This window comes from Eubacterium sp. MSJ-13 (assembly GCF_018918235.1).
In the GTDB taxonomy this organism is placed as follows: Bacteria; Bacillota; Clostridia; order Lachnospirales; family Lachnospiraceae; genus Butyribacter.
The window spans coordinates 1-21,224 of the sequence record NZ_JAHLQE010000048.1 but is presented as its reverse complement, the minus strand read 5'-3'; the positions used below and the strand labels follow the sequence as shown (position 1 = coordinate 21,224).

15 protein-coding genes and 1 pseudogene are annotated in these 21,224 nt (G+C 37.2%); 5 read left to right on the top strand and 11 right to left on the bottom strand.

What is annotated here, in order from left to right; translation table 11 throughout:
- Positions 1–54 precede the first annotated feature (54 nt).
- From KQI69_RS03020 to KQI69_RS03010, 3 genes are all read right to left on the bottom strand, one after another.
- Entirely contained in the window at positions 55–720 is a 666-nt protein-coding gene (locus KQI69_RS03020; protein WP_216563809.1) for an HAD family phosphatase, read from the bottom strand.
- Between the two features lie 31 nt (positions 721–751).
- Positions 752–1,645 (bottom strand): AraC family transcriptional regulator, encoded by an 894-nt coding sequence (locus tag KQI69_RS03015; RefSeq protein ID WP_216563808.1) that lies wholly within the window; start codon positions 1,643–1,645, stop codon positions 752–754.
- A gap of 73 nt (positions 1,646–1,718) precedes the next feature.
- Positions 1,719–2,708 (bottom strand): C39 family peptidase, encoded by a 990-nt coding sequence (locus KQI69_RS03010; RefSeq protein WP_216563807.1) that lies wholly within the window; start codon positions 2,706–2,708, stop codon positions 1,719–1,721.
- A 588-nt stretch (positions 2,709–3,296) separates the two neighbouring features.
- Here KQI69_RS03010 and KQI69_RS03005 point away from each other — a divergent pair.
- Positions 3,297–4,016, top strand: a complete 720-nt coding sequence (locus KQI69_RS03005; RefSeq protein WP_216563806.1) for a LytTR family DNA-binding domain-containing protein — start codon at positions 3,297–3,299, stop codon at positions 4,014–4,016.
- A 141-nt stretch (positions 4,017–4,157) separates the two neighbouring features.
- Here the strand turns inward: KQI69_RS03005 and yicI are convergent, their stop codons facing one another.
- From yicI to KQI69_RS02980, 5 genes are all read right to left on the bottom strand, one after another.
- Positions 4,158–6,521: an alpha-xylosidase gene (gene yicI, locus KQI69_RS03000; RefSeq protein WP_216563805.1), complete on the bottom strand. Its 2,364-nt coding sequence runs from the start codon at positions 6,519–6,521 to the stop codon at positions 4,158–4,160.
- Between the two features lie 117 nt (positions 6,522–6,638).
- Entirely contained in the window at positions 6,639–8,339 is a 1,701-nt protein-coding gene (locus KQI69_RS02995; protein WP_216563804.1) for a GGDEF domain-containing protein, read from the bottom strand.
- A gap of 46 nt (positions 8,340–8,385) precedes the next feature.
- Positions 8,386–9,348 (bottom strand): metal ABC transporter substrate-binding protein, encoded by a 963-nt coding sequence (locus tag KQI69_RS02990; RefSeq protein WP_216563803.1) that lies wholly within the window; start codon positions 9,346–9,348, stop codon positions 8,386–8,388.
- An 82-nt stretch (positions 9,349–9,430) separates the two neighbouring features.
- Positions 9,431–10,828 carry a cysteine--tRNA ligase gene (gene cysS / locus KQI69_RS02985; RefSeq protein ID WP_371818715.1) on the bottom strand — a complete coding sequence of 466 codons (1,398 nt, stop codon included), beginning with the start codon at positions 10,826–10,828 and terminating at the stop codon, positions 9,431–9,433.
- A 99-nt stretch (positions 10,829–10,927) separates the two neighbouring features.
- Positions 10,928–12,343 (bottom strand): sodium:alanine symporter family protein, encoded by a 1,416-nt coding sequence (locus KQI69_RS02980; RefSeq protein ID WP_216563801.1) that lies wholly within the window; start codon positions 12,341–12,343, stop codon positions 10,928–10,930.
- 277 nt (positions 12,344–12,620) lie between these two features.
- Here KQI69_RS02980 and KQI69_RS02975 point away from each other — a divergent pair, with 277 nt between their 5' ends.
- The 4 genes from KQI69_RS02975 to KQI69_RS02960 all read left to right on the top strand — a co-directional run bounded on the left by KQI69_RS02975 (position 12,621) and on the right by KQI69_RS02960 (position 19,141).
- Positions 12,621–14,627, top strand: a complete 2,007-nt coding sequence (locus KQI69_RS02975) for a TIM-barrel domain-containing protein (RefSeq protein WP_216563800.1) — start codon at positions 12,621–12,623, stop codon at positions 14,625–14,627.
- A gap of 171 nt (positions 14,628–14,798) precedes the next feature.
- Entirely contained in the window at positions 14,799–15,920 is a 1,122-nt protein-coding gene (locus tag KQI69_RS02970) for a sensor histidine kinase (RefSeq protein ID WP_371818714.1), read from the top strand.
- Between the two features lie 91 nt (positions 15,921–16,011).
- Complete coding sequence (locus tag KQI69_RS02965; RefSeq protein WP_216563798.1) at positions 16,012–16,722, top strand: LytTR family DNA-binding domain-containing protein; 711 nt, start codon at positions 16,012–16,014, stop codon at positions 16,720–16,722.
- Between the two features lie 118 nt (positions 16,723–16,840).
- The gene (locus KQI69_RS02960) at positions 16,841–19,141 is read left to right on the top strand and encodes a glycoside hydrolase family 3 C-terminal domain-containing protein (protein ID WP_216563797.1); all 2,301 of its coding nucleotides are present in this window, start codon (positions 16,841–16,843) and stop codon (positions 19,139–19,141) included.
- 219 nt (positions 19,142–19,360) lie between these two features.
- On the opposite strand, the gene spoIIID is transcribed toward KQI69_RS02960, so the two are convergent.
- From spoIIID to KQI69_RS02945, 3 genes and pseudogenes are all read right to left on the bottom strand, one after another.
- The gene (spoIIID, locus tag KQI69_RS02955) at positions 19,361–19,666 is read right to left on the bottom strand and encodes a sporulation transcriptional regulator SpoIIID (RefSeq protein ID WP_371818713.1); all 306 of its coding nucleotides are present in this window, start codon (positions 19,664–19,666) and stop codon (positions 19,361–19,363) included.
- A gap of 189 nt (positions 19,667–19,855) precedes the next feature.
- Positions 19,856–20,041, bottom strand: a pseudogene (locus KQI69_RS10375) (AAA family ATPase); the annotation flags it as partial.
- Between the two features lie 145 nt (positions 20,042–20,186).
- Positions 20,187–20,915: a TMEM165/GDT1 family protein gene (locus tag KQI69_RS02945; protein WP_216563795.1), complete on the bottom strand. Its 729-nt coding sequence runs from the start codon at positions 20,913–20,915 to the stop codon at positions 20,187–20,189.
- Between the last annotated feature and the right edge of the window lie 309 nt (positions 20,916–21,224).

The following is a 21,224-nucleotide window of genomic DNA, read 5'->3' as shown; positions in this document are numbered from 1 at the left end:
GTGTCAAGTGTGCGCAGACACAAATCTTGTGTGTGAAAAATTTTATTTTTCACACTATCTCCTTACAATAGCAGTCACCAACTTCTGACACTCTTTTGATGGCTCTTTGAGGTCAGGAACACATATAACAGGTATTCCTGCCGCTTTCGCTGCCCTTATGCCGTTCTCGCTGTCCTCAAGCACTAACGCCTTTGCAGGTGATACATTAAGTCTCTCACATGCACATATAAAAATATCAGGTTCAGGCTTTGATACAACTACCTGCTCACCGCCGATAATAACATCAAAATAGCCATCAAGTCCCGCCTTGCTAAGATATTTATTTACAAGCTCAGTTTTTGTAGATGATGCAACACCGCATTTTATTTTGTCTTCCCTTAACTTTTTCAAAAGTTCCCTTATCTGAGGTTTTACCGACAATCCTATGGTATCACATATCATAGCCATTCTCTCCTGAGCAAGCTTACTACACTCTTCAAACGGATAATCATATCCAAACTCTGAGTACATAAAATTCACAAGCTTTTTGCCACCAAGTCCCAAAGTATCTGTATAAATATCCCTTGTAAGCGTATAACCATGCTCCTTCATTGCAACTGCAAGCTGCTCCATAAAAACCCTTTCCGTATCAAAGATAAGACCGTCCATATCAAAAATAACTGCCTTCTTTGATTTCACACTGTCAACCGCTTCGATAAGATTCGTAAATTCCCTTGCCATATAAAATCCCCCTCTCTAGTACAACGAATAATTAGTAGCTGCTGTTTCCCCTGTATTCTTTCGGTGTACATCCTATAGTATTTAAAAATACCCTGTTAAAATAACTTATATTGTTAAATCCAGACAGATTTGCTATTTCTCCTATCTTCTTATCCGTATCCTGCAAAAGTTTACAACTCTGCAATATCCTGTATCTCATAAGATACTGTATAGGCGACATTTTCATTGTCTGTTTGAAAACCCTGCTAAACTGTCCCTCACTCATTGGAAGTATTCCTGCAAGTTCTGCAAGAGATATCTCATATGCATAATTTTCTTTTATATAATTTATAACAGGCTCAAGTCTCTCCGAATATCTGTTTTCTATATCATCATCCTTATGTGCACGCGTCCCGTTCTGTGTCATAATATCCCATATAGCAAATATCCTGCTCCTTATCATAAGTTCAAACGGCTCAAGTCCGTGTTCCGGACAGTCATCTATTTCACGCAGATATCTTCTTATGTCCTTCTGCCATTCCTTTTCTCTATCTTCGCTCAACGGCATAAATTCAGGAAATATAAATTTATCGTTCAGAACAGGTCTTATATATTTTTTTGAGAAGATACTATGTATATCCTCATTTAGCACCTGATACGAAAAATCAATCGCATAAAATGAACATATACCGCCACACACATTTTTCGCCGTATGCAGATAATTTGAATTTATAAATACGATATCCCCCGGATTCATAAGATATTCCCTGTCCTCTATGGTAAATAAGACCTGCCCTTCTGTAAGAACAAGAAACTCGAACTCCTGATGCCAGTGAACATAAAACATGACATCTGTACCAGCCGGATATGTCAGCTTATGAAGCCCCACCGGAAACTGTGCTGTGCCGTGTTTTTCTTTTTCTTCATATTCTTTTTTCCTGCTCATTTTTTCACCCCTTTTAAATATTTTATTTCTCCTTATAACTGCAATGTATAGCTAAAATAAGATTTTTTGTCTGTTATTTCTTAGCTGTACCATTTCTCATATAGGCAGGCCTTATCCATCTGCCGCTTGTCCTTCTGTTTCTAAATGTGTCCTCACTTCTATTGTAACCTGTCACACAGATGTACTGATATCTGCTCGCCTTTTTAAGCGAACGATATATTTTTTTCAATTCTACCCAATGACGGTTATGAGCCGGGTCCCCTGAATCAGCAAGAAATACCCTGTCATTTTTTTTGTCATATGCAAATATTGTTACATAATGTCCTGGTGTATATTTCCAATAACATGAAGAATCATAACTGCTAACAAGTACGATAGCACACTTTGAAGCTGCAATATCTTTTTTAAATGAAGAGTATCTTGAAGGTTTTCTCTTCGTACCGCAGTGTATTCCGGCTTTTCTCATGCCTCTGACCATATATGGCCAGTCGATTGCACTTCCCCCCCAGTATCTCGTATTCTTTTTGGCAAAATTATACATGTCTACAGGCGAAGCTTTATAGTAAGAAGGTGTTATACTTGAATATATATTTGCCATGCAGCAAAGTCCACAGCCAAAAGCCCCAAATTTACTTCCATTCATATATGCATTTCCCCAATAACCTGACCATACCCTTTTTTCTTTCCATGATTTTGGTCCCTGAAGATATGAATATATTGTTTTTGTATCAACAGTTTTCCCGTTTGTCGGTGTCTTCTTTACAGCAGGTTTCTTGTTACCATCAGGTTCGCTGCTGGCAACAGGCGGTACTGTTTCTTTCACAACAGGTTCCGTCGTAGCTTTTATTTCCTTTCTATCAACTGATTTCCTTCCAGAATTTTCAATCTTTCCCGCAACTGCTGTCAAAATACAGACTGCAATTATTATCACCACAGCCGATGACACAGCATAAACTCTCCTTGCCTTCGATGGATTTCTTCTCGCCCAGGCTTTAAATGTTTTCTTTATTTTTCTCATAAGCCTGTACAAATAAGGTTTCTTTTTATTTTTTCTATAAGTCATGTCCTTTATCCTTTTCCTATGGGTTTTGAATCATAAATTTCTTAAGTATTACTAACAACTATCTAGTATAAATCAAAATCATCATACTTTCCATTAAAATTTTCTGAAAAATATCATCATACAAAAAGGAAATGGTGAAAATGCTACTCTCGTAACACTTTCACCATTCCTTTATCCTTTAAAAACAATTATATTCCTGACTCCCTTTTTCCATCCACCTAATATACTTTAATCCGTCCGATGTTTAATCCACTGTATGTATCAGAGGCATGTAACAGCGGCTAAAACACCATACCCTTTTCCTAATACCCTTTTTATTCTCTGAAAATATTTTTATTTTTCCGCTCATATTATCAAAGAATCAGCCTCCAGAGTCATTGTTTTTAACTAATCAATGACCGTTCACAGGACATATTTTACCTACTTTCACCTAAATTGCAACACTTTTCACTAAATTAAGTCCGAAATACAAATATTAAGGTCTGAACTTCAATTTTGGTAAAATATGCATGATAATTTTGAAAAATTTAGTTATCTGTGTTATACTGAACATCAAAACACAAAATTTAGTTTTATCGGGGGTATATGATGTTTACGGTTCTCATTTTGGAAAATGATAAAGAACAACAAAAAGCAGTTGCAAAAATAATAAACGAGCATTATGAAAATTGGCAGATTTTTAATGCAGCTACATATAAAGAAGCCTGCAATCTGATCGAAACAAAAACTTTTGATCTTTTTTTGCTGGATATTGAATTAGACACAACCGATGTTGATGATCTTGACTGTGACGGACTTGATTTTGGCAAATATATAAGAAGTATAAAACGCTACACATATGCACCTATAGTTTATATCACAGCACTTCCTGACAGAATATTTTTTGCAGTACAGGAACTACACTGCATTTCTTATCTTGTTAAACCTTATACGACATACAAATTGATAGAAACCCTTGATTATATCATTGGCGAACATACCGAAAAGAAAAAAGAAAAAATCACATTAAAAGACAGTAACGGTGTATATTTACATGTCATACTCGATGATATCGACTATATTGAGTCCTCAAGCAAAGAAACTGTTATTTATACACATGACGGCCATATAAAACTTACAAATATGACGATAAATGAACTTTTAAATATATTTCCGGACAACTTTGTCCAGTGTCACAGAAAATATATTATAAATCTTCACCATTTTTATTCATATGATAAATCAACATTCATAATACAAGTAGGAAAACATTCTATACCGCTTGGCAGGAAACATAAAAAAGCAATCGAGGAACGACTTCATCTGTAAAATATAAAATCATAACAAACAAATAAAAGCTGTACCACTTACTCTGTGGCACAGCATTTATTTTGTTTATATAAATTTAACATGACATCAAACTAATATATCACTGACCTCAAGCCAAATAACACATGATAGATAGTTCTCTTATAATGTAATCTCAACACTTGTAGTTCCAGCTTTTGCTTCTACGGTCTTTCCTTCTGCTGTTACAGTAAAGTTCTTATCTGTAGAGTCATAAGATACTGTGATGACATTTCCATTACGCTTAGCTGTTATGTCTGTAAGTTTGTTTGACTCACTGTCATAAATAGTTGCTGATGCACTCTTACCATCCTCAAGACCATATATAACCGCATCTGCTTTCTCAAGATAATCATAAACTACTGTCATCTTGTCCTCTGCATCAAAGTTACCATATGTAACAATGCTGTTCGGACGGGCAAGTATAGGTGTCTGGAAGTAGTCACACTGTCTCTTGTAATATTTTCCACCTTCATATGTCTCACCGCTCTGGATATCTGTCCATGTTCCACAATCAGGTACATAGAATTCTGCGATTCCTTCCTCATTCATAACAGGCACGATGCAGAGATTGTCACCGAGCATATACTGCTGGTCAAGATACTTACAAGCTGTATCATCAGAGAATGTAACTATCATTGAACGCATCATAGGAACACCGACATTGTGTGTCTTGTTTGCCTGCGCCCAGAGATAAGGCATAAGTCTTCCTTTAAGTACTGTGTAGTGGCGGAGTACATCACAAGCTTCTGTATCACCATCTTTATCGTAAACCCAAGGCACTCTGTAAGATGTTGAGCCATGTAAACGGCTGTGTGTAGAGAGAAGTCCGAATGCACACCATCTCTTGTAAACATCAGCAGGTGCTGTAGCTTCAAATCCACCCATATCGTGTGAGAAGAAACCGAATCCTGATGAGCAGAGTGAAAGTCCTCCACGGAGAGTTTCTGACATTGCTGAGTACTCTGCGTAGCAGTCACCACCCCAGTGTACAGGGAATTTCTGTCCGCCTACTGTTGCACTTCTCGCAAAGAGACAAGCCTTATCTTTTCCGTAGTAATCTTCAAGAGCTTCAAATACACACTTGTTGTAAAGGTATGTATAATAGTTATGCATCTTGATAGGGTCCATGCCATTGTAATATTTGCACTTTGTAGGGATTCTCTCACCAAAGTCTGTCTTAATGTTGTTTACACCCATATCAAAGAGTTTCTTAAGTAATCCCTTGAACCACTCGCAAGCCTCAGGATTTGTGAAATCAACGATAGCCATGCCCGGCTGCCACATATCTGACTGGAATACGCTTCCGTCAAGGTTCTTGATGAAATATCCCTTTTCTTTTCCTATATCGAAAAGTTTTGACTGCTGTCCGATGTATGAGTTTATCCATACACAAACCTCAAGACCTTTTTCATTGTGGAGCTTGTCTAAAAGTCCCTTAGGATCAGGGAACATATCCTTATCCCACTCAAAGTTACACCACTCATACTCTTTCATCCAGAAGCAGTCGAAATGGAATACCTGAAGCGGAATCTTACGCTCTTTCATTCCGTCGATAAAGCTCATAACTGTATTTTCATCATAGCTTGTAGTGAATGATGTTGAAAGCCATAAACCAAATGTATATGCTGGTGGAAGTGCAGGCTTTCCTGTAAGTGTAGTATAGTTCTCAAGAACATGCTCAAGATTTTCTCCACCGATGATGAAGTATTCAAGTTCCTCACCCGGTACTGTAAATGTAACCTTTGATACAGTATCTGAGTTTACTTCAAATGAAACCTTGTCTGAGCTGTTTACAAATACACCGTAGCTCTTTGATGAAATGTAGAAAGGTACTGTCTTGTAACTCTGGTCTGAACAAGTACCACCATCACAATTCCAAGTCTCAACAGTCTGGCCGTTCTTTACAAACGGTGTGAACTTCTCACCGAAACCGTAGATACACTCACCGATATCTGTCTTTAACTGCTCTCTGAGATATGTTGTATGAGCATCCTGTGGATAGTTGAAGAATTCATCATCTTCCTGAAGGTTCATGCGTGCATTAGCTGTGAACTGGCTCTCAGAAATGATAGATGTTGCTCTCCATGCACCACCTGTAAGGTGTCTGTCTTTATAATAGAACTGAACATCCCAGTCATCACCGATCTTAATCTCAACTCTTGTATCACCTGAAGTAAGTGTAACCTTATCTTCTGTTCTCTCGATAACAGGAGTATATCCTGTGTCCTCATTGAGTTCATAACGAGGAATATTGTCAAGACCTCCTCTGTAATGGTCAATGTGAACTTTGATGATATTTTCAGAAGTAGAGCTGTATGTAATCTCAAGGTTTGGTCCTCCGAGAGTCATACCTCTGTTCATAACTGTGTAAGGTGTTGCAAGAACCTTAATCGAGTTTTCAGTAGTTTCAACTTTGTATGCCTGTGAAGCATAATTTACATTATAACCTTTTTTGCTTAACCAAAATCCGTCTGCTACTTTCATTAGAAATCTCCTTTCTTTTTTCCCATTTACTTAACTTTGATTACATTATATAAGCATATTTAAGGTTCGTCTATAATTATTAGTGCGATTTTTAACACTATTATGATAATATTGAAATCAATCTGTCCGCTGTGCCTTCATTTCAACTTTCATCTTGTACATTCTCTCATCTGCAATTGAACAGACTTTGTCGGAAGTAGGCTCATCAAATTCCTCACTGCCTGCAACTCCATATGATGTCTGCATAAAATATCGATGTTTCCCCTTATTGTCATCATCTATAAATGAAAGCATCTTGTCTATACCCTTTTTTATCCTGTTATCATTCATCGATTTATCGATAATAACACAAAACTCATCACCACCCATACGGCACACAGTACCTATGTCCTCGAATGCTTTTCTTAAGATACCCGCAAAATTTATAAGAAGAAGATCACCTTCTTCATGTCCATATCTATCATTTGTTTTCTTGAGATAATTTAGGTCAAGCCAAACTACACAATAATGTCTATTTTCAGAATCAAGTTTTGAAAATTCCTCCATTGATCTTGCCCTGTTAAAAAGACTTGTCATCGGATCTGTATATGCCATCTTTAACAAGATATTTTTTTCTACATCGTCCTTAAACATACGCATGTACTCTGTAAGATAACTAAACAAAAGTGCAAGTATAAGATATATGTTTCCAACAGGCATAAGATATGACGCAATCTCCGAGATCTCGCTTGTATCACCAAATATCAAAAAGCTCGCCAATGTTATTGAATTTGAAAAGATAAGCACCAGAAAACCTGACACTTTCAACTTGTCAGACTTAGGTTTTAATATATTCTTTGCTTCCACAATAAACACAACTACAATCCCAAGTATCATGTATTCTCTGTAATATCCCGATACCTGGTTTAAATGCAGATTATAATTCCTGTAAGCAACTCCAACGGCTATTGTTGCCACAAAATCAATAAATGCATATATCCCCAAAAAAAGGCGGTAAATCTTTCTGTCTTTTTCTGTTATTTCCAACAGGAACAGTGCAATTGATACAGGCAGCAAAAACATTGTAAAATATTCTATCAGCGTATCTGTCAAAAGATCATCATTAAAAATCTGTAACAGATATCTGCTGCTTATAACATATAATCCCATCATAAATGAAAATATCCCAAGATACAAAAACTGTGCATACGTTTTTTCCCTAAATACAAGAACTACGCCCAATACTGTCAGTATGATTCCAAATACGATCAAAAAATTGCACAGCAATATAAGCACAAAATTTCTGGATGCCAGATTAACAGACATATCTGCCCCATCATAAAACTTCACCTGTCTAATATTATTGTACGAGTCTACACCATTTGCACGAAACACAATTTTAATTTTCTCTCCATAATCTTTTTGTGTTATATGGATAAAATGATATCCGTTTCCAATCGATTTTCTTTTTATATACCTTCCTATCGCATATGTATAATATCTTCCTCCGCTTATTTTCACCTGATAAGCTGTTCTCTTAAGACACATCTGTAATGTTATGCCATCAGAACTGCCATCAGGTATTGTAGCTGTTGCGACAACCTTTATTCCTTTTCCTGATTTTTTAAAATTCACTTTCGTCAGATCTGTTGTTATAACATTTCCCAGATGTCCGTCTGATGTATATTTTTTTACCTCCCATCTTACCGGCAAAACTTTTGTCTTATTCTGACTCTGAGCATACATAATCCCCGACATAAGTGCCGTAAATACTGACACAATAAGTGTCACAAGAATTATCATCCCTATCGCACGCCATGACCTGCTGTTTTTTTTCATAAAATACCTCATCTCCAATTTTTTCATAGCATATTGACTGCTATACTTATTTAAGTGCTTCTTTCAACTTACTAACATTATCCTTCATCAGATCAATATATGAAACGCCCTCTTTAAACTGTTTTTCTGTAACAGTGTGACATGTATTGAATGTCTCCACTTTTGCACCTGTCTTTTTTGCTATTTTTTCTGCCGTATCAGACTTTGTTATCTCATTTTTAAATATAACAGGAAGTTTTTCCTCTTTTATCCTTTTCTCAAGATAAGCTTCAGTCTGTTTTTTAGGAGCTTCATATTCTGAACAAACAGGATACGCAGCACTATAGACAAGCCCTATCTCATTAAAAAGATATTTCAAAGAAAATCTGTCAGCAAAGACAACATGCTTTGTCTTTCCATTTTCAACGACCTCCCTAAAGTCATAATCCAATTGTTCCAGTTCATTTTTGTAGTCATCTGCATTTTTATGATAATACTCTGCATTTTTACTATCAATTTCTGACAATTCATCCGATATGATAGATACTATTTTTTCAGCACATAGCGGTGCTGTCCACAAATGCTCATCATAATCTGTATCTTTCTGTGTATCTTTCTTATCGTCATCCTGCTCACTAATTGCACCTACAATCTCAGATGCATGCTGCATCATTGATATTTCTTTGATTTGTGCCGCATCTTCTTTTTTGACCTTAAGCAGATCAGATACCCATTTTTCGGATTCACCACCATTGTAAACAAGTACATCAGCTTTAAGTACTTCAGACATAACTGTTGAGTCCACTTTAAACGAATGTATATCCTCACCTGCCGGAACTATACATGAAATATTTACCTTATCCCCTGCAATATGCTTTGCAAAATCATAGTACGGATAAATAGTTGTCACAACATTAAGTTTTTTAGATGTGTGTGTTTCCTCTTTCTGTTCATTCTTTTTACAGCCACTCATCATACATATACCTATACATAATGCCAATGCCAGAGTAAAAATTTTTTTAAATTTCATAGCTGCCCCCATTGATATAATAAATTTTAAAGTGATAAAAGCAGCAGGACAAAAGTCCCGCTGCTTTTTATTTATGATCTTACTAAATAAGTTTCCAGACTGTTCCTTCTCTTGTATCTTTAATCTCTATTCCCTTTGCAAGAAGTTCGTCTCTTATGGCATCCGCCTTTGCAAAATCTTTAGCCTTACGCGCTTCATTTCTCTTGACGATCATATCTTCTACCATAGTCTTAAGGTCATCATCAGCCGTCTTTGTTTCCTTTTCTTTTAACAGGTCAAGTGAAAGCACCTTGTCAAAATCCTCTACAAGAGCTCTCTTTGTCGCATCATTTGTATCTGCCTTTAACACATCGTAAAGAACTGTAACTGCCTGCGAAGTATTAAGGTCACTTCCCATTGCTTCTGCAAATTTATCCTGATAGTTCTCAAATACAGCCTTGTCGATCTCACCTTCTTTTGAGAGAGCTGTTGTCTTATTGACAAGTTTCTCATATGCAGTCTTTACATTATCCATTACATCATAGCTGAATAACAATGGCTTACGGTAATGTGACTGAAGACAGAAAAATCTGTACACAAGCGGATCATAACCTTTTTCTTCCAATAAAGATACTGTAAGAAATTCACCTTTTGATTTGCTCATTTTTCCTGACTTGTCATTTAAATGTTGTACATGGAACCAGTAATTACACCATTTGTGTCCCGTATATGACTCACTCTGGGCTATCTCATTCGTGTGGTGAGGGAAGATATTGTCAACACCTCCACAGTGTATATCAAGATACTCCCCAAGATGTTTCATACTTATGCATGAGCACTCTATATGCCATCCCGGATATCCAACGCCCCATGGACTGTCCCATTTTAATTCCTGTGAATCAAATTTGGATTTTGTAAACCAGAGCACGAAATCCGTCTTATTCTTTTTATTGTCATCTTCTTCCACATCGTCACGGACTCCTACCTGAAGTTCTTCCTCATTCTGATTTGACAAAACATAGTACTCTTTAAGCTTTGATGTGTCAAAATATACATTTCCACCTGCAACATAAGCATATCCTTTTTCTATGAGGACTTCTATCATATGAATGAACTCCGGTATGCAGTTTGTCGCTGGTTCAACAACATCAGGTGTCTTTATATTTAATTTATCACAATCACTAAAAAATGCGTTCCTGTAAAACTCTGCTATCTCCATAACTGTCTTGTGCTCTCTCTTAGCACCTTTAAGCATTTTGTCCTCTCCGCTGTCCGCATCACTTGTAAGATGTCCCACATCCGTAATGTTCATAACTCTCTTTACATCATATCCCGCATAGCGAAGATATTTTTCGAGGATATCTTCCTCAATATAGCTTCTCAGATTTCCAATATGTGCAAAATGATATACTGTAGGTCCGCATGTATACATTTTTACCTTTCCTGGCTCATTTGGCACAAACTTATCAACTTTTTTTGTCAATGTATTATAAATATTGATGTCTCTCAACTCTAATCCTCCATTCAACTCTCATTTATAACTTTTATATTTTCACACTACAGTTTACTAAATTTCAGCATTTTTATCAAGTTTTGCATACTATTTTAAATGTTTCTTTGCATTAAAGAAATCTCTTGTCTCTTTTACGACCACCCCACTCAATGCAAATAACGCTATCATATTAGGGATAGCCATAAGTCCGTTAAATATATCGGCTATTACCCATACTGCACTTACTGTCATGTATGGTCCGATAAATACTGCAAGTATGTATATCCAGCGGAACACTTTTACTTTCTTCATATTTCCACCTGTAAGATACTCAAGGCAGCGTTCACTGTAATAATCCCAGCCAAGTATCGTTGTAAATGCAAAAAATACAAGGCACATCATAAGAATAAATGCTGAAACACCTGACGGGAACGGAAGCCCATGTTTAAATGCATATGTTGTAACCTGCACACCCTCAAGACCTTCTACCTTCCATGCTCCCGTAAGAACTATCGAGAGTCCTGTCATCGTACATATAACTATCGTGTCGATAAATGTTCCTGTCATGCTTACAAGACCCTGTCTCACCGGCTCATGAGTCTGGGCTGCCGCCGCTGCTATAGGCGCACTTCCAAGACCTGCCTCATTTGAGAATATACCTCGTGCAACACCTTTCTGCATCGCAACTAACATACTTCCCGTTATACCTCCTGCAACTGCCTGTGGATTAAATGCAGCTTTTACGATGACAACAACAGCAGCAGGAATCTTTGTAATATTGCACACCACAAGTGTAACTGCAAATACAAAATAGATTATCGCCATAAATGGAACTATTATCTGACTGACATTTGCGATTCTCTTGATACCTCCGATAAGAACAGCTCCCACACAGAATGAAAGTATAAGCGAAGCGATAACTACCGTCCATGAATATGTTCCTATACCCGGAATTGAAACTGTATGTGATTTTTCAGGATCAAAAAAGTTCTGAATCGCACTTGATATACCGTTTACCTGACTGAATGTTCCTATACCGAACAGACCTACACAGACACCAAAGAAAGCGAATATCTTCGCAAGCCATTTAAATTTCTCACCCATTCCAAGCTCTATATAATAGAAAGGGCCGCCAAGACTGTGATTTTCCTTATCTACAACACGATATTTTACCGCAAGAAGTCCCTCTGAATACTTTGTTGCCATTCCAAAAAACGCTGCAACTATCATCCAGAAAAGTGCTCCCGGTCCACCTGCACCTACAGCCGTAGCAACACCTACGATATTTCCTGTTCCTATAGTGGCACTAAGTGCCGTACAGAGTGCGGCAAAACTTGAAATCTCTCCCTTTGCACCCTCCTCATTCTTAACCATCCACTTTAAGGCAAGTGGAAGTCTGCGAAGCTGCAAAAATCCAAGACGAAATGTAAGAAGGATACCTCCCGACAATATCAGTACCATAAGCGGAACTCCCCACACAAGGTCGTCGATGTTCTTCAGTAACGTATTAATACTATCCCACATGATTTTCTCCTCTTGTACATAATTTAATATTTTTTACACACAAAATAAATTATACGCAAAAAGCCTGTATCAGGCAAGAAAAAATTCTCCTGCCGCCAATCTGCCAAACATCCAAATGAGTAATAACATAAAAATCCGAGTGCAAATAATATACTAACTTTAACATTGCTATCTCAGTAAATTTCACTTATATTATTGTTTATAATGATAATTTTTCAGATATTACTATAGCATTTCATCATATAGTTTCAAAACATTTATTTATAAGGAGGTACATATGAATTTTTTTGAATACACTGACAAAGAATTATCTTTCCGCAATGACGGAGAACTTTTAAGCATTACGGCATGGGGCAATAACAGCCTACGTGTCCAGTCATCACTTATGGACAAAATCCCAGATGGCTGCGCTGCTCTTATCAACCCAGATGTTGACAATATATCTGATATTGATATCAACATTACCGATGAACGCCACGCATATATCCGAAACGGTCTTATCACTGCCAAATTATATGTTCAGGAATGGGGAAATGCTTTACAGATTTCTTTTTACAACGAAAAAGACGAACTTCTTCTGCGCGAGATAGCAAACGGCGGGGCACTTACAAAAAAAGCTCGTTATTTCCACACTTTAAACGGCGACAGCTACAGATTAAAAGCAAGTTTTGAGCCTTCAGCTTCTGAAAAGATTTACGGAATGGGACAGTACCAGCAGGAAATATTTGACCTAAAAGGCTGCAATCTCGAACTTGCACACCGCAATTCACAGGCAAGCATACCTTTTTATATCTCAAGTCTTGGCTATGGATTTCTGTGGCATAATGCGGCTGTCGGTGAGGTTCATTTCGGCAAAAATACTACAGAGTGGGTTGCTGAATCAACTGACAAACTTGATTACTGGATAACCGCTGGAAACTCTCCCGCACAGATTGAGGAACAGTTTGCCTGCTGCACCGGAAAATCACCTATGATGCCTGAGTACGGACTTGGTTTCTGGCAGTGCAAACTCCGTTATTATAACCAGGAACAGGTACTCGATGTTGCAAGGGAATACAAAAAGAGAAACATACCTGTAGATGTTTTAGTTATCGACTACTATCACTGGCCTCACTGCGGTGACTGGCGTTTTGATGAGGAATATTTCCCTGAGCCTGAAAAGATGATAAAAGAACTTAAAGACATGGGAATAGAGACAATGGTTTCAATCTGGCCCCAGGTTGAATGGAACAGCGAAAATTTTGAGGAGATGAAACAACAGGGACTTCTCGTAAAGCAAAATTCAGGCATTGATGTTCAGATGACTTTCCACGGAAACAATGTATTTATGGACGCCACAAATCCACGCACAAGAAAATATGTGTGGGAAAAATGTAAAAAGAATTATGCTGATATGGGTGTCAAGACATTCTGGCTTGATGAGGCTGAACCTGAATTTACTAATTATAATTATGAGCGTTACCAGTATCATGCCGGACCTGTACTAAAAGTTGGAAACATATATCCGAGAGAATACTCAAAACTTTTTTATGAGGGACAGAAAGAGATGGGACAAAATGATATCGTCAATCTTGTACGCTGTGCATGGGTTGGCAGTCAGCGATATGGTGCTCTCGTCTGGTCAGGCGATATTTTTTCTTCATATGAGGATTTCCGCAAACAGATATGTGCCGGACTTCACATGGGACTCTGTGGTATTCCGTGGTGGACAACTGATATCGGCGGATTTCACGGTGGAAATATCGAAAGCGATGATTTTAAAGAGCTTCTTTTACGCTGGTTCCAGTTTGGAACATTCTGCCCTGTAATGAGAATACACGGCTGCCGCCAGCCATACACAAACCTCAAAAACAAAGCGGGCGAAGTCCGTGAGGGGACAGGTGCAGACAATGAAGTGTGGAGTTACGGCGAAGAAGCCTATAAGATAATGGTCAAGTTCATCCATGTCCGCGAACTTATGAGAGATTATATCCGCAGCCTTATGAAAGAAGCACACGAAAAAGGAACTCCTGTTATGCGCACGCTTTTCTATGAATTTCCTGATGATGACTGCTGGAATATCTACGATGAGTATATGTTTGGTGGAGAAATACTTGTCGCTCCGGTATGCCACGAACATGAGACAGAGCGTGAAGTTTACCTTCCTTCCGGCCATTCATGGACACTTGCACACGATGGCAAAGTGTACGAAGGCGGTAAAACTTACAATATCAATGCCCCGATAGACACACTTCCAGTCTTTCTTAAAGATGGTTCAAACGAATATCTTATAGGACAGATTTAAAAAACAAGAGAGGAGATAATTACCATGCTGCTGCAAATACTTACAAATATCCACAATATAACGACAATGATGTTTGGTATATTTATCTCCTCATTTTTTCTCGGCATTAAACAAAACAGGAAAAATATATTAACCCTGTTTGTTCTTTTTTGCTTCGAGGGTTCATTGTATGTGATAAACTATTCAATTTTTGGAGAGACTTTTGCAAACAGGATATATCCATTCATAGTCCATCTCCCGCTTGCCCTGTTTTTATTCCTGTATTACAGATATCCGCTCATATCAGCATGTACCTCGGTATTTTCAGCATATCTGTGCTGTCAGCTCAGCAATTGGATAGGTCTTTTATTTTTTGATATAACCTCCTCGCAGTATGTTTACTATGCAGCCAGAATAATGACGACCTGTATCGTGTTTGTAATCCTATGTAAATATGTATGCAGGACAACACAGTCAGTTTTTGCAAAAGAAAAATGGGAACTTTGCATAATCGGATTTCTTCCATTTACATACTATGTATTTGATTACATCTCAACAAAATTTTCAAACCTGCTTTATTCCGGAAACAAAGCCGTAGTCGAATTTATGGGATTTGCTTTTTGTATCGCATATCTTGTATTCCTTATCGTGTATTTTAAGGAATCTGAATCAAGACAGGAAGCCAGGCAGTACAATGAGCTTATGAAAATGCAGTTATCTTCTATTGAAAAAGAAATATCACAAGTAAAAATAAGCAAAAACAAACTTGCAATACTCAGACATGACATGCGCCACCATTTAAGTATAATACATACATATATAACAAATAACGATATCGACAAGGCTCAGGAATATATAAAAGAAATAAGCAATGCCTACGATGACACCATTATAACCTCATATTGTAAAAACGAGATGTTAAATTCGGTTATATCAATATACAACAGCCGTTTTGAAAATACCGGGCTATCACTTCAAAACGATATCTCCATATCAGATAAGCTGCCCTGTAATGATATGGCTTTTTGCACCATTCTCTCAAATGCACTTGAAAATTCAATGCATGCACTTGAAAATATGGATATCGAAAATAAGTGGGCAAAACTTACGCTCTCACAAAAAGGCAGCCACATATTGCTGCAGATTGAAAATCCTGTACAAAAAATACCAAGATTTGCCGATGGTATACCTGTTTCAGACAAAAAAGGACATGGAATAGGGGTTAAAAGTATAGTATATTATGTTGAGAAATTAAACGGACAATGCCAGTTTTTTATATCAGAAGGGCTTTTTATATTGAGGATAATCATTTAAATAAATCACTTCTGATATTATACACTTTACATTTTTGAGAAAGGAAATGACAGACCTTAAAACACAGTCTGCCACTTGAAAAAAAAGACACATGAAAATAGCAATTTGCGACGATGAACAGATTTTTATAGATGCCACCTGCGATATCCTTAAAAAATGGTCAAAAAAAAATTATATAGTGCCTGAAATACATTGTTTTACAAATGGTGATGACCTTATAAATGCCCAACAGAATAACTGTATGGATCTGATAATACTCGATGTACTTATGCCGCTATTAAACGGTATAGATACCGCAAGGGAACTAAGAAACAGCAATCAGTCAGTTCCCATAATCTTTCTAACATCATCAAGAGATTTTGCCGTAGATTCATATGAAGTTAATGCATTTAATTATATACTGAAACCGATTGATGAAAACCGCTTCTTTTCGGTACTGGATAAATTTCTGAACTCCTTTGAAAAAAACATGGAAACCTTCACCGCACATACGCAGACAGGTTTCTGTAAATTACAGCTTGAAAAAGTCGATTATCTCGAAGCACAGAACAAGAAAGTTATTGTTTACCTCTCAAACGGAACGATCATCGAGATTAAAGAACTATTTTCAAAATGCGAAGATATCTTCACCATTGAAAAAGGATTTTTCAGATGCCACAGAAGTTATATCGTTAATCTAAAGCGTGTTGAACAGTTTTCAAAAACACAGATAATAACCTACAATAACAATTTGCTTCCGATATCAAGAAACAGTTATCTTGCATTTAAAGAAGCATATTTTTCCTATATGTTTAACTCATAAACTTCATAAGCTATTTTTCACAAAAAATAACTGTATTATTTATCAGATATTGCTATATTAAACCAAAAAATATTAGTTTAAAATACATATAAGATATTTATAAGGAGGATTTATATTTATGAAAAAAATCAACATTGATAACCTTATATCAGAGATGACTCTTGAGGAAAAGGCATCTCTTTGTTCAGCCGCCGATGCATGGCACACAAAAAAAATCGACAGACTCGATTTGCCTTCCGTCATGGTTTCTGACGGTCCTCATGGCCTTCGCAAAGAAGATGACAGCCCTGCCCACTTCGGACTTCTCGACAGCATAGAAGCCATATGTTTTCCAACCGCTTCTGCCCTCGCCTGCTCTTTTGACAGGGAACTTATAGAAAATGTCGGAAATGCCCTCGGCAAAGAATGTCAGAGCGAAGATATCTCTGTTCTTCTAGGCCCCGGTATAAACATGAAACGCTCACCATTATGCGGAAGGAACTTTGAATATTTTTCAGAAGATCCATATCTTGCCGGTGAGATCGGAGCAGCTTTTGTAAACGGCGTGCAGAAAAATGATATCGGCACCAGCCTTAAACACTTTGCCGCAAACAATCAGGAATGGCGCAGAATGAGCATAAGTGCCGAGATTGATGAGAGAACTCTCAACGAAACATACCTGACTGCATTTGAAAAGGTTGTAAAACAGGCTAAACCTTGGACTATCATGTGCAGCTACAATCAGATAAACGGCGAATATTCATGTGAGAACAAGGAACTTCTAACTGATATATTAAGAGATAAATGGGGATTTGACGGACTTGTAATGACAGACTGGGGTGCTATGAACGACAGAGTAAAAGCCCTTGAAGCAGGTCTTGACCTCGAAATGCCATCAAGCCACGGTGAAACTGATAAACTTATCGTAAAAGCCGTAAATGACGGTTCTCTCGATATTGAGATATTAAATAATGCCGTAAGAAGGATACTTACACTTGTTGATAAAGCACTTGTTTCCAAAGATAAACATTCAGACTTTAAATATGATATGGAATGGCATCACGAACTCTCACAGGAAACCGCCGAAAACTGTGCAGTTCTGCTTAAAAATAATGGTGCACTTCCCCTTAGCAAAAACCAAAATATCGCATTTATAGGTGAATTTGCTGACAAACCGCGTATTCAGGGCGGCGGTTCAAGCCATATAAACTGTCATAAGATTGATACAGCACTTAACTGTGTAAAAAGCTTTGCAGATGTAACATATGCAAAGGGTTACAATACAGATGATGACAAAACAGACAAGACACTTCTCAGTGAAGCAATAGACACCGCCAAAAATGCAGATATAGCAGTAATCTTTGCCGGACTTCCTGATGCATTTGAAAATGAAGGTTTTGACAGAAAACATATTGATATGCCAAAATGCCAGAACGAACTTATCGAAGAAATATGCAAAGTCCAGAAGAATGTAGTCGTAGTCTTACATAACGGTTCTTCCATCACAATGCCTTGGATCGACAAAGTAAATGCAGTCCTTGAAATGTATCTTGCCGGAGAAGCTTCCGGTGCCGCTGCCGTAAACCTTTTGTTCGGTATGGCAAATCCATCTGGAAAACTCGCAGAATCGTTCCCTATGTGTATTGAAGATACACCTGCATACTTAAACTTCCCAGGCAACAGGGATAAAGTAAATTACAATGAGGGAATATTTATCGGTTACAGATATTATGACAAAAAGAAAATGAATGTGCTTTTCCCATTTGGCTACGGATTAAGCTACACAAAATTCAGATATGGCAATATGAAGATAAACAGCATGGATATAGCTGAAAATGAATTTTCATTTAATGACAACGACACTGTAAATGTAAGTATCGATATAACAAATATAGGCGATGTCTATGGAGCCGAGATAGTTCAGCTTTATATTGAGAATCACATTGACGAAGATAACAGACCAGTCAAAGAATTAAGAGATTTCGCAAAAGTAAAACTCGAGCCGGGCGAAACAAAAACAGTCAATTTCACCCTTAATTTCAGGTCATGGGCATATTATAATGAAACAATCCACGACTGGTACGCACCGTCAGGCGAATATAAGATACTAATCGCAGCATCATCAAGGGATATAAAAGAAACAAAAGCCGTTTCCATAACATCCACTGTAAAGATTCCATTTGCCGTAAACAAATCAACCACCTGTGAAGATGTTGAACGCTTTGCAAAAAACAAAGCACCGCTTGATAAAATGCTTATGAAGTGCGTAAAAGCACAGCACAAAGCCGACTCACCAAAAACCGAAGAAGAAGAACTAAAAGACCTCAAATGCGGCTTTGGCGGAGTGCCACTCCATTCAACACTCTCATTCACACCTGATGAACTTAAATACGAAGATATCCGTCAGACAATTGCAGCAATAAATGAATCGGAAGAATAATCAAATTTTAACACTGTCAGGGAAGTCCACCACTTCTATTGCATAGAGCAATAAGTGGTGAATTGAAACTTGCATTTTAAAGAAATAGCATCAGAAAATTGATGGTTTTACTCTTATGTAAAGAAATATCAATAAAGATGCTATTTCTTTATATTTTCATAATCATCTGCCCAACAAGATCATTGACAAAAATAATAATAAGCTGCACATTTTATGACCTCAGACCTGATGCATATGTGCATATTTTTCCTTTGTAGCCATACCACCTCTGATATGTCTTTCTGATTTGTTCAGGTCAAGAACTTTTCTTACCTGCCCCGCTAATGATGAATCTATGTTTTCAAGTCTTTCAGTGAGATCCTTATGTACAGTAGATTTACTGACACCAAATACCTTCGCCGCCTGCCTTACGGTGGATTTATTCTCCACCATGTAATTAGCAAGACTTACTGCTCTCTGACTTAATCTTTCATCAATTATGTATGCGTTTTTCCTTCTCCTGTTTCTAAAATTTGGCTTTTCCACTTTAAAAGCTCCTCTTATTTTTTTACATCATATGAGGAGCCTTTTTATTTTATGACAGGCTGTTGTTAAAAATTTTTAAATCACGCTCACTTTACATCGTTTCTTATAGCAGGCAATTCCATATTTAATTATCCTCTCCATACCCTCATCCCTAAGTTCTTCTTCATACCTCGTATTTGCCATGAACAGAAAAAAACTTTTAAGCATACTCATATTTAACGATTTTCCAAAACGCCTTGGTCGTGTAAATAATGTTACCTCTGATTGATTTTTCAGCAGCTCAGTTATTAAACCAGTTTTATCTATATAGTAATAATCTTCCTGAATCATCTTTTCAAAATTTTCAATTCCAAGAGGAAGTATCTTTTTTGGCATAGTTGTAGTCCCCCTTCAACCATTTCCACTATAATTTCATATTAGTGTTAATAATACAGTCAAGCGGATATTAGCAATCTGCTCTGTTACATACTTGATAGTGTTAAACAATTTATTTTAGTATAACAGATTGTGAAGATATTTCCTATATACAATCCTTAGACGATGAAAAGGCATTTTTATTATTTTTCACGTTTTTCTTCTCTCTCCTTATAAAAAGACAGACACATAAAACTGCAAAAACAACAGCTACAGCTATAAGTACCGGCATTACAGGGACTTGACAGACATCTGCTCTTATAAGCTTAAGTCCCTGATAAAAAGTGTATATACCAAATACAGAGAATATTATAAATGCAAGTGTATTAAGCAATCCCTCCGGAGTCTTACTCTTTAACAGATAGCCAACTAACATTCCAAGAATATCCGCTGCAAAAAGTCCGAGCGAGCATCCAATCCATACGATAAATGCTGCCCCCATTCCCTCATTGGCACCAAATGTTATAGCTGTAAGCTGTGTCTTGTCCCCAAGTTCTGCAACAAAAAATGTGCAGAAAACTGCAAGTGGTGCAAACTTAATCTTTGTCCTGCTGCCCTCTTCCTCCTCGTCGTCATCATCACCGGCAATAGTCGATGCTGCAAAATAGAGAAACGCAAGTGCTGCAATAGTCTTAATCAGCCAATCGGGAATGAACTCACTTACCAGCCCGCCTGCAAGAACAGCTAGTCCGTTAAGTACAAGAATTGCAACAGCAGTTCCCGATATAATATCTCTTAACTTGTATTTAGAAGTAAGAGCAATAAGCATAAGCTGCGTCTTGTCCCCCATTTCCGCTATGAATTCGGTAAAAAATACTTTCAAAAATAATAACATTCGTCTAATCTCCTTTATCTTATTGTGATGTAAACTGCGCATAAAAAGGACAAAACCAGCGTTTTGTCCTCCAAGAATTGCAAAGCAAAAGATTTGCTTTGCAATTCTTATTGGTTTTCCGTTATGTTACGAGTATTTTCCTATAAATCAAAAAAACTCATGTATATCAACTGCCAGCCGGTGTATAATACACAAGCCGTTAATCGATATACATGAGTCTCATTATTTAAGATTTGCCAGATTATACTCTTTATTATAATCAGAATGTTGACAAACCACACTTTCGCGCTAACTACTCCCTCATGGAAT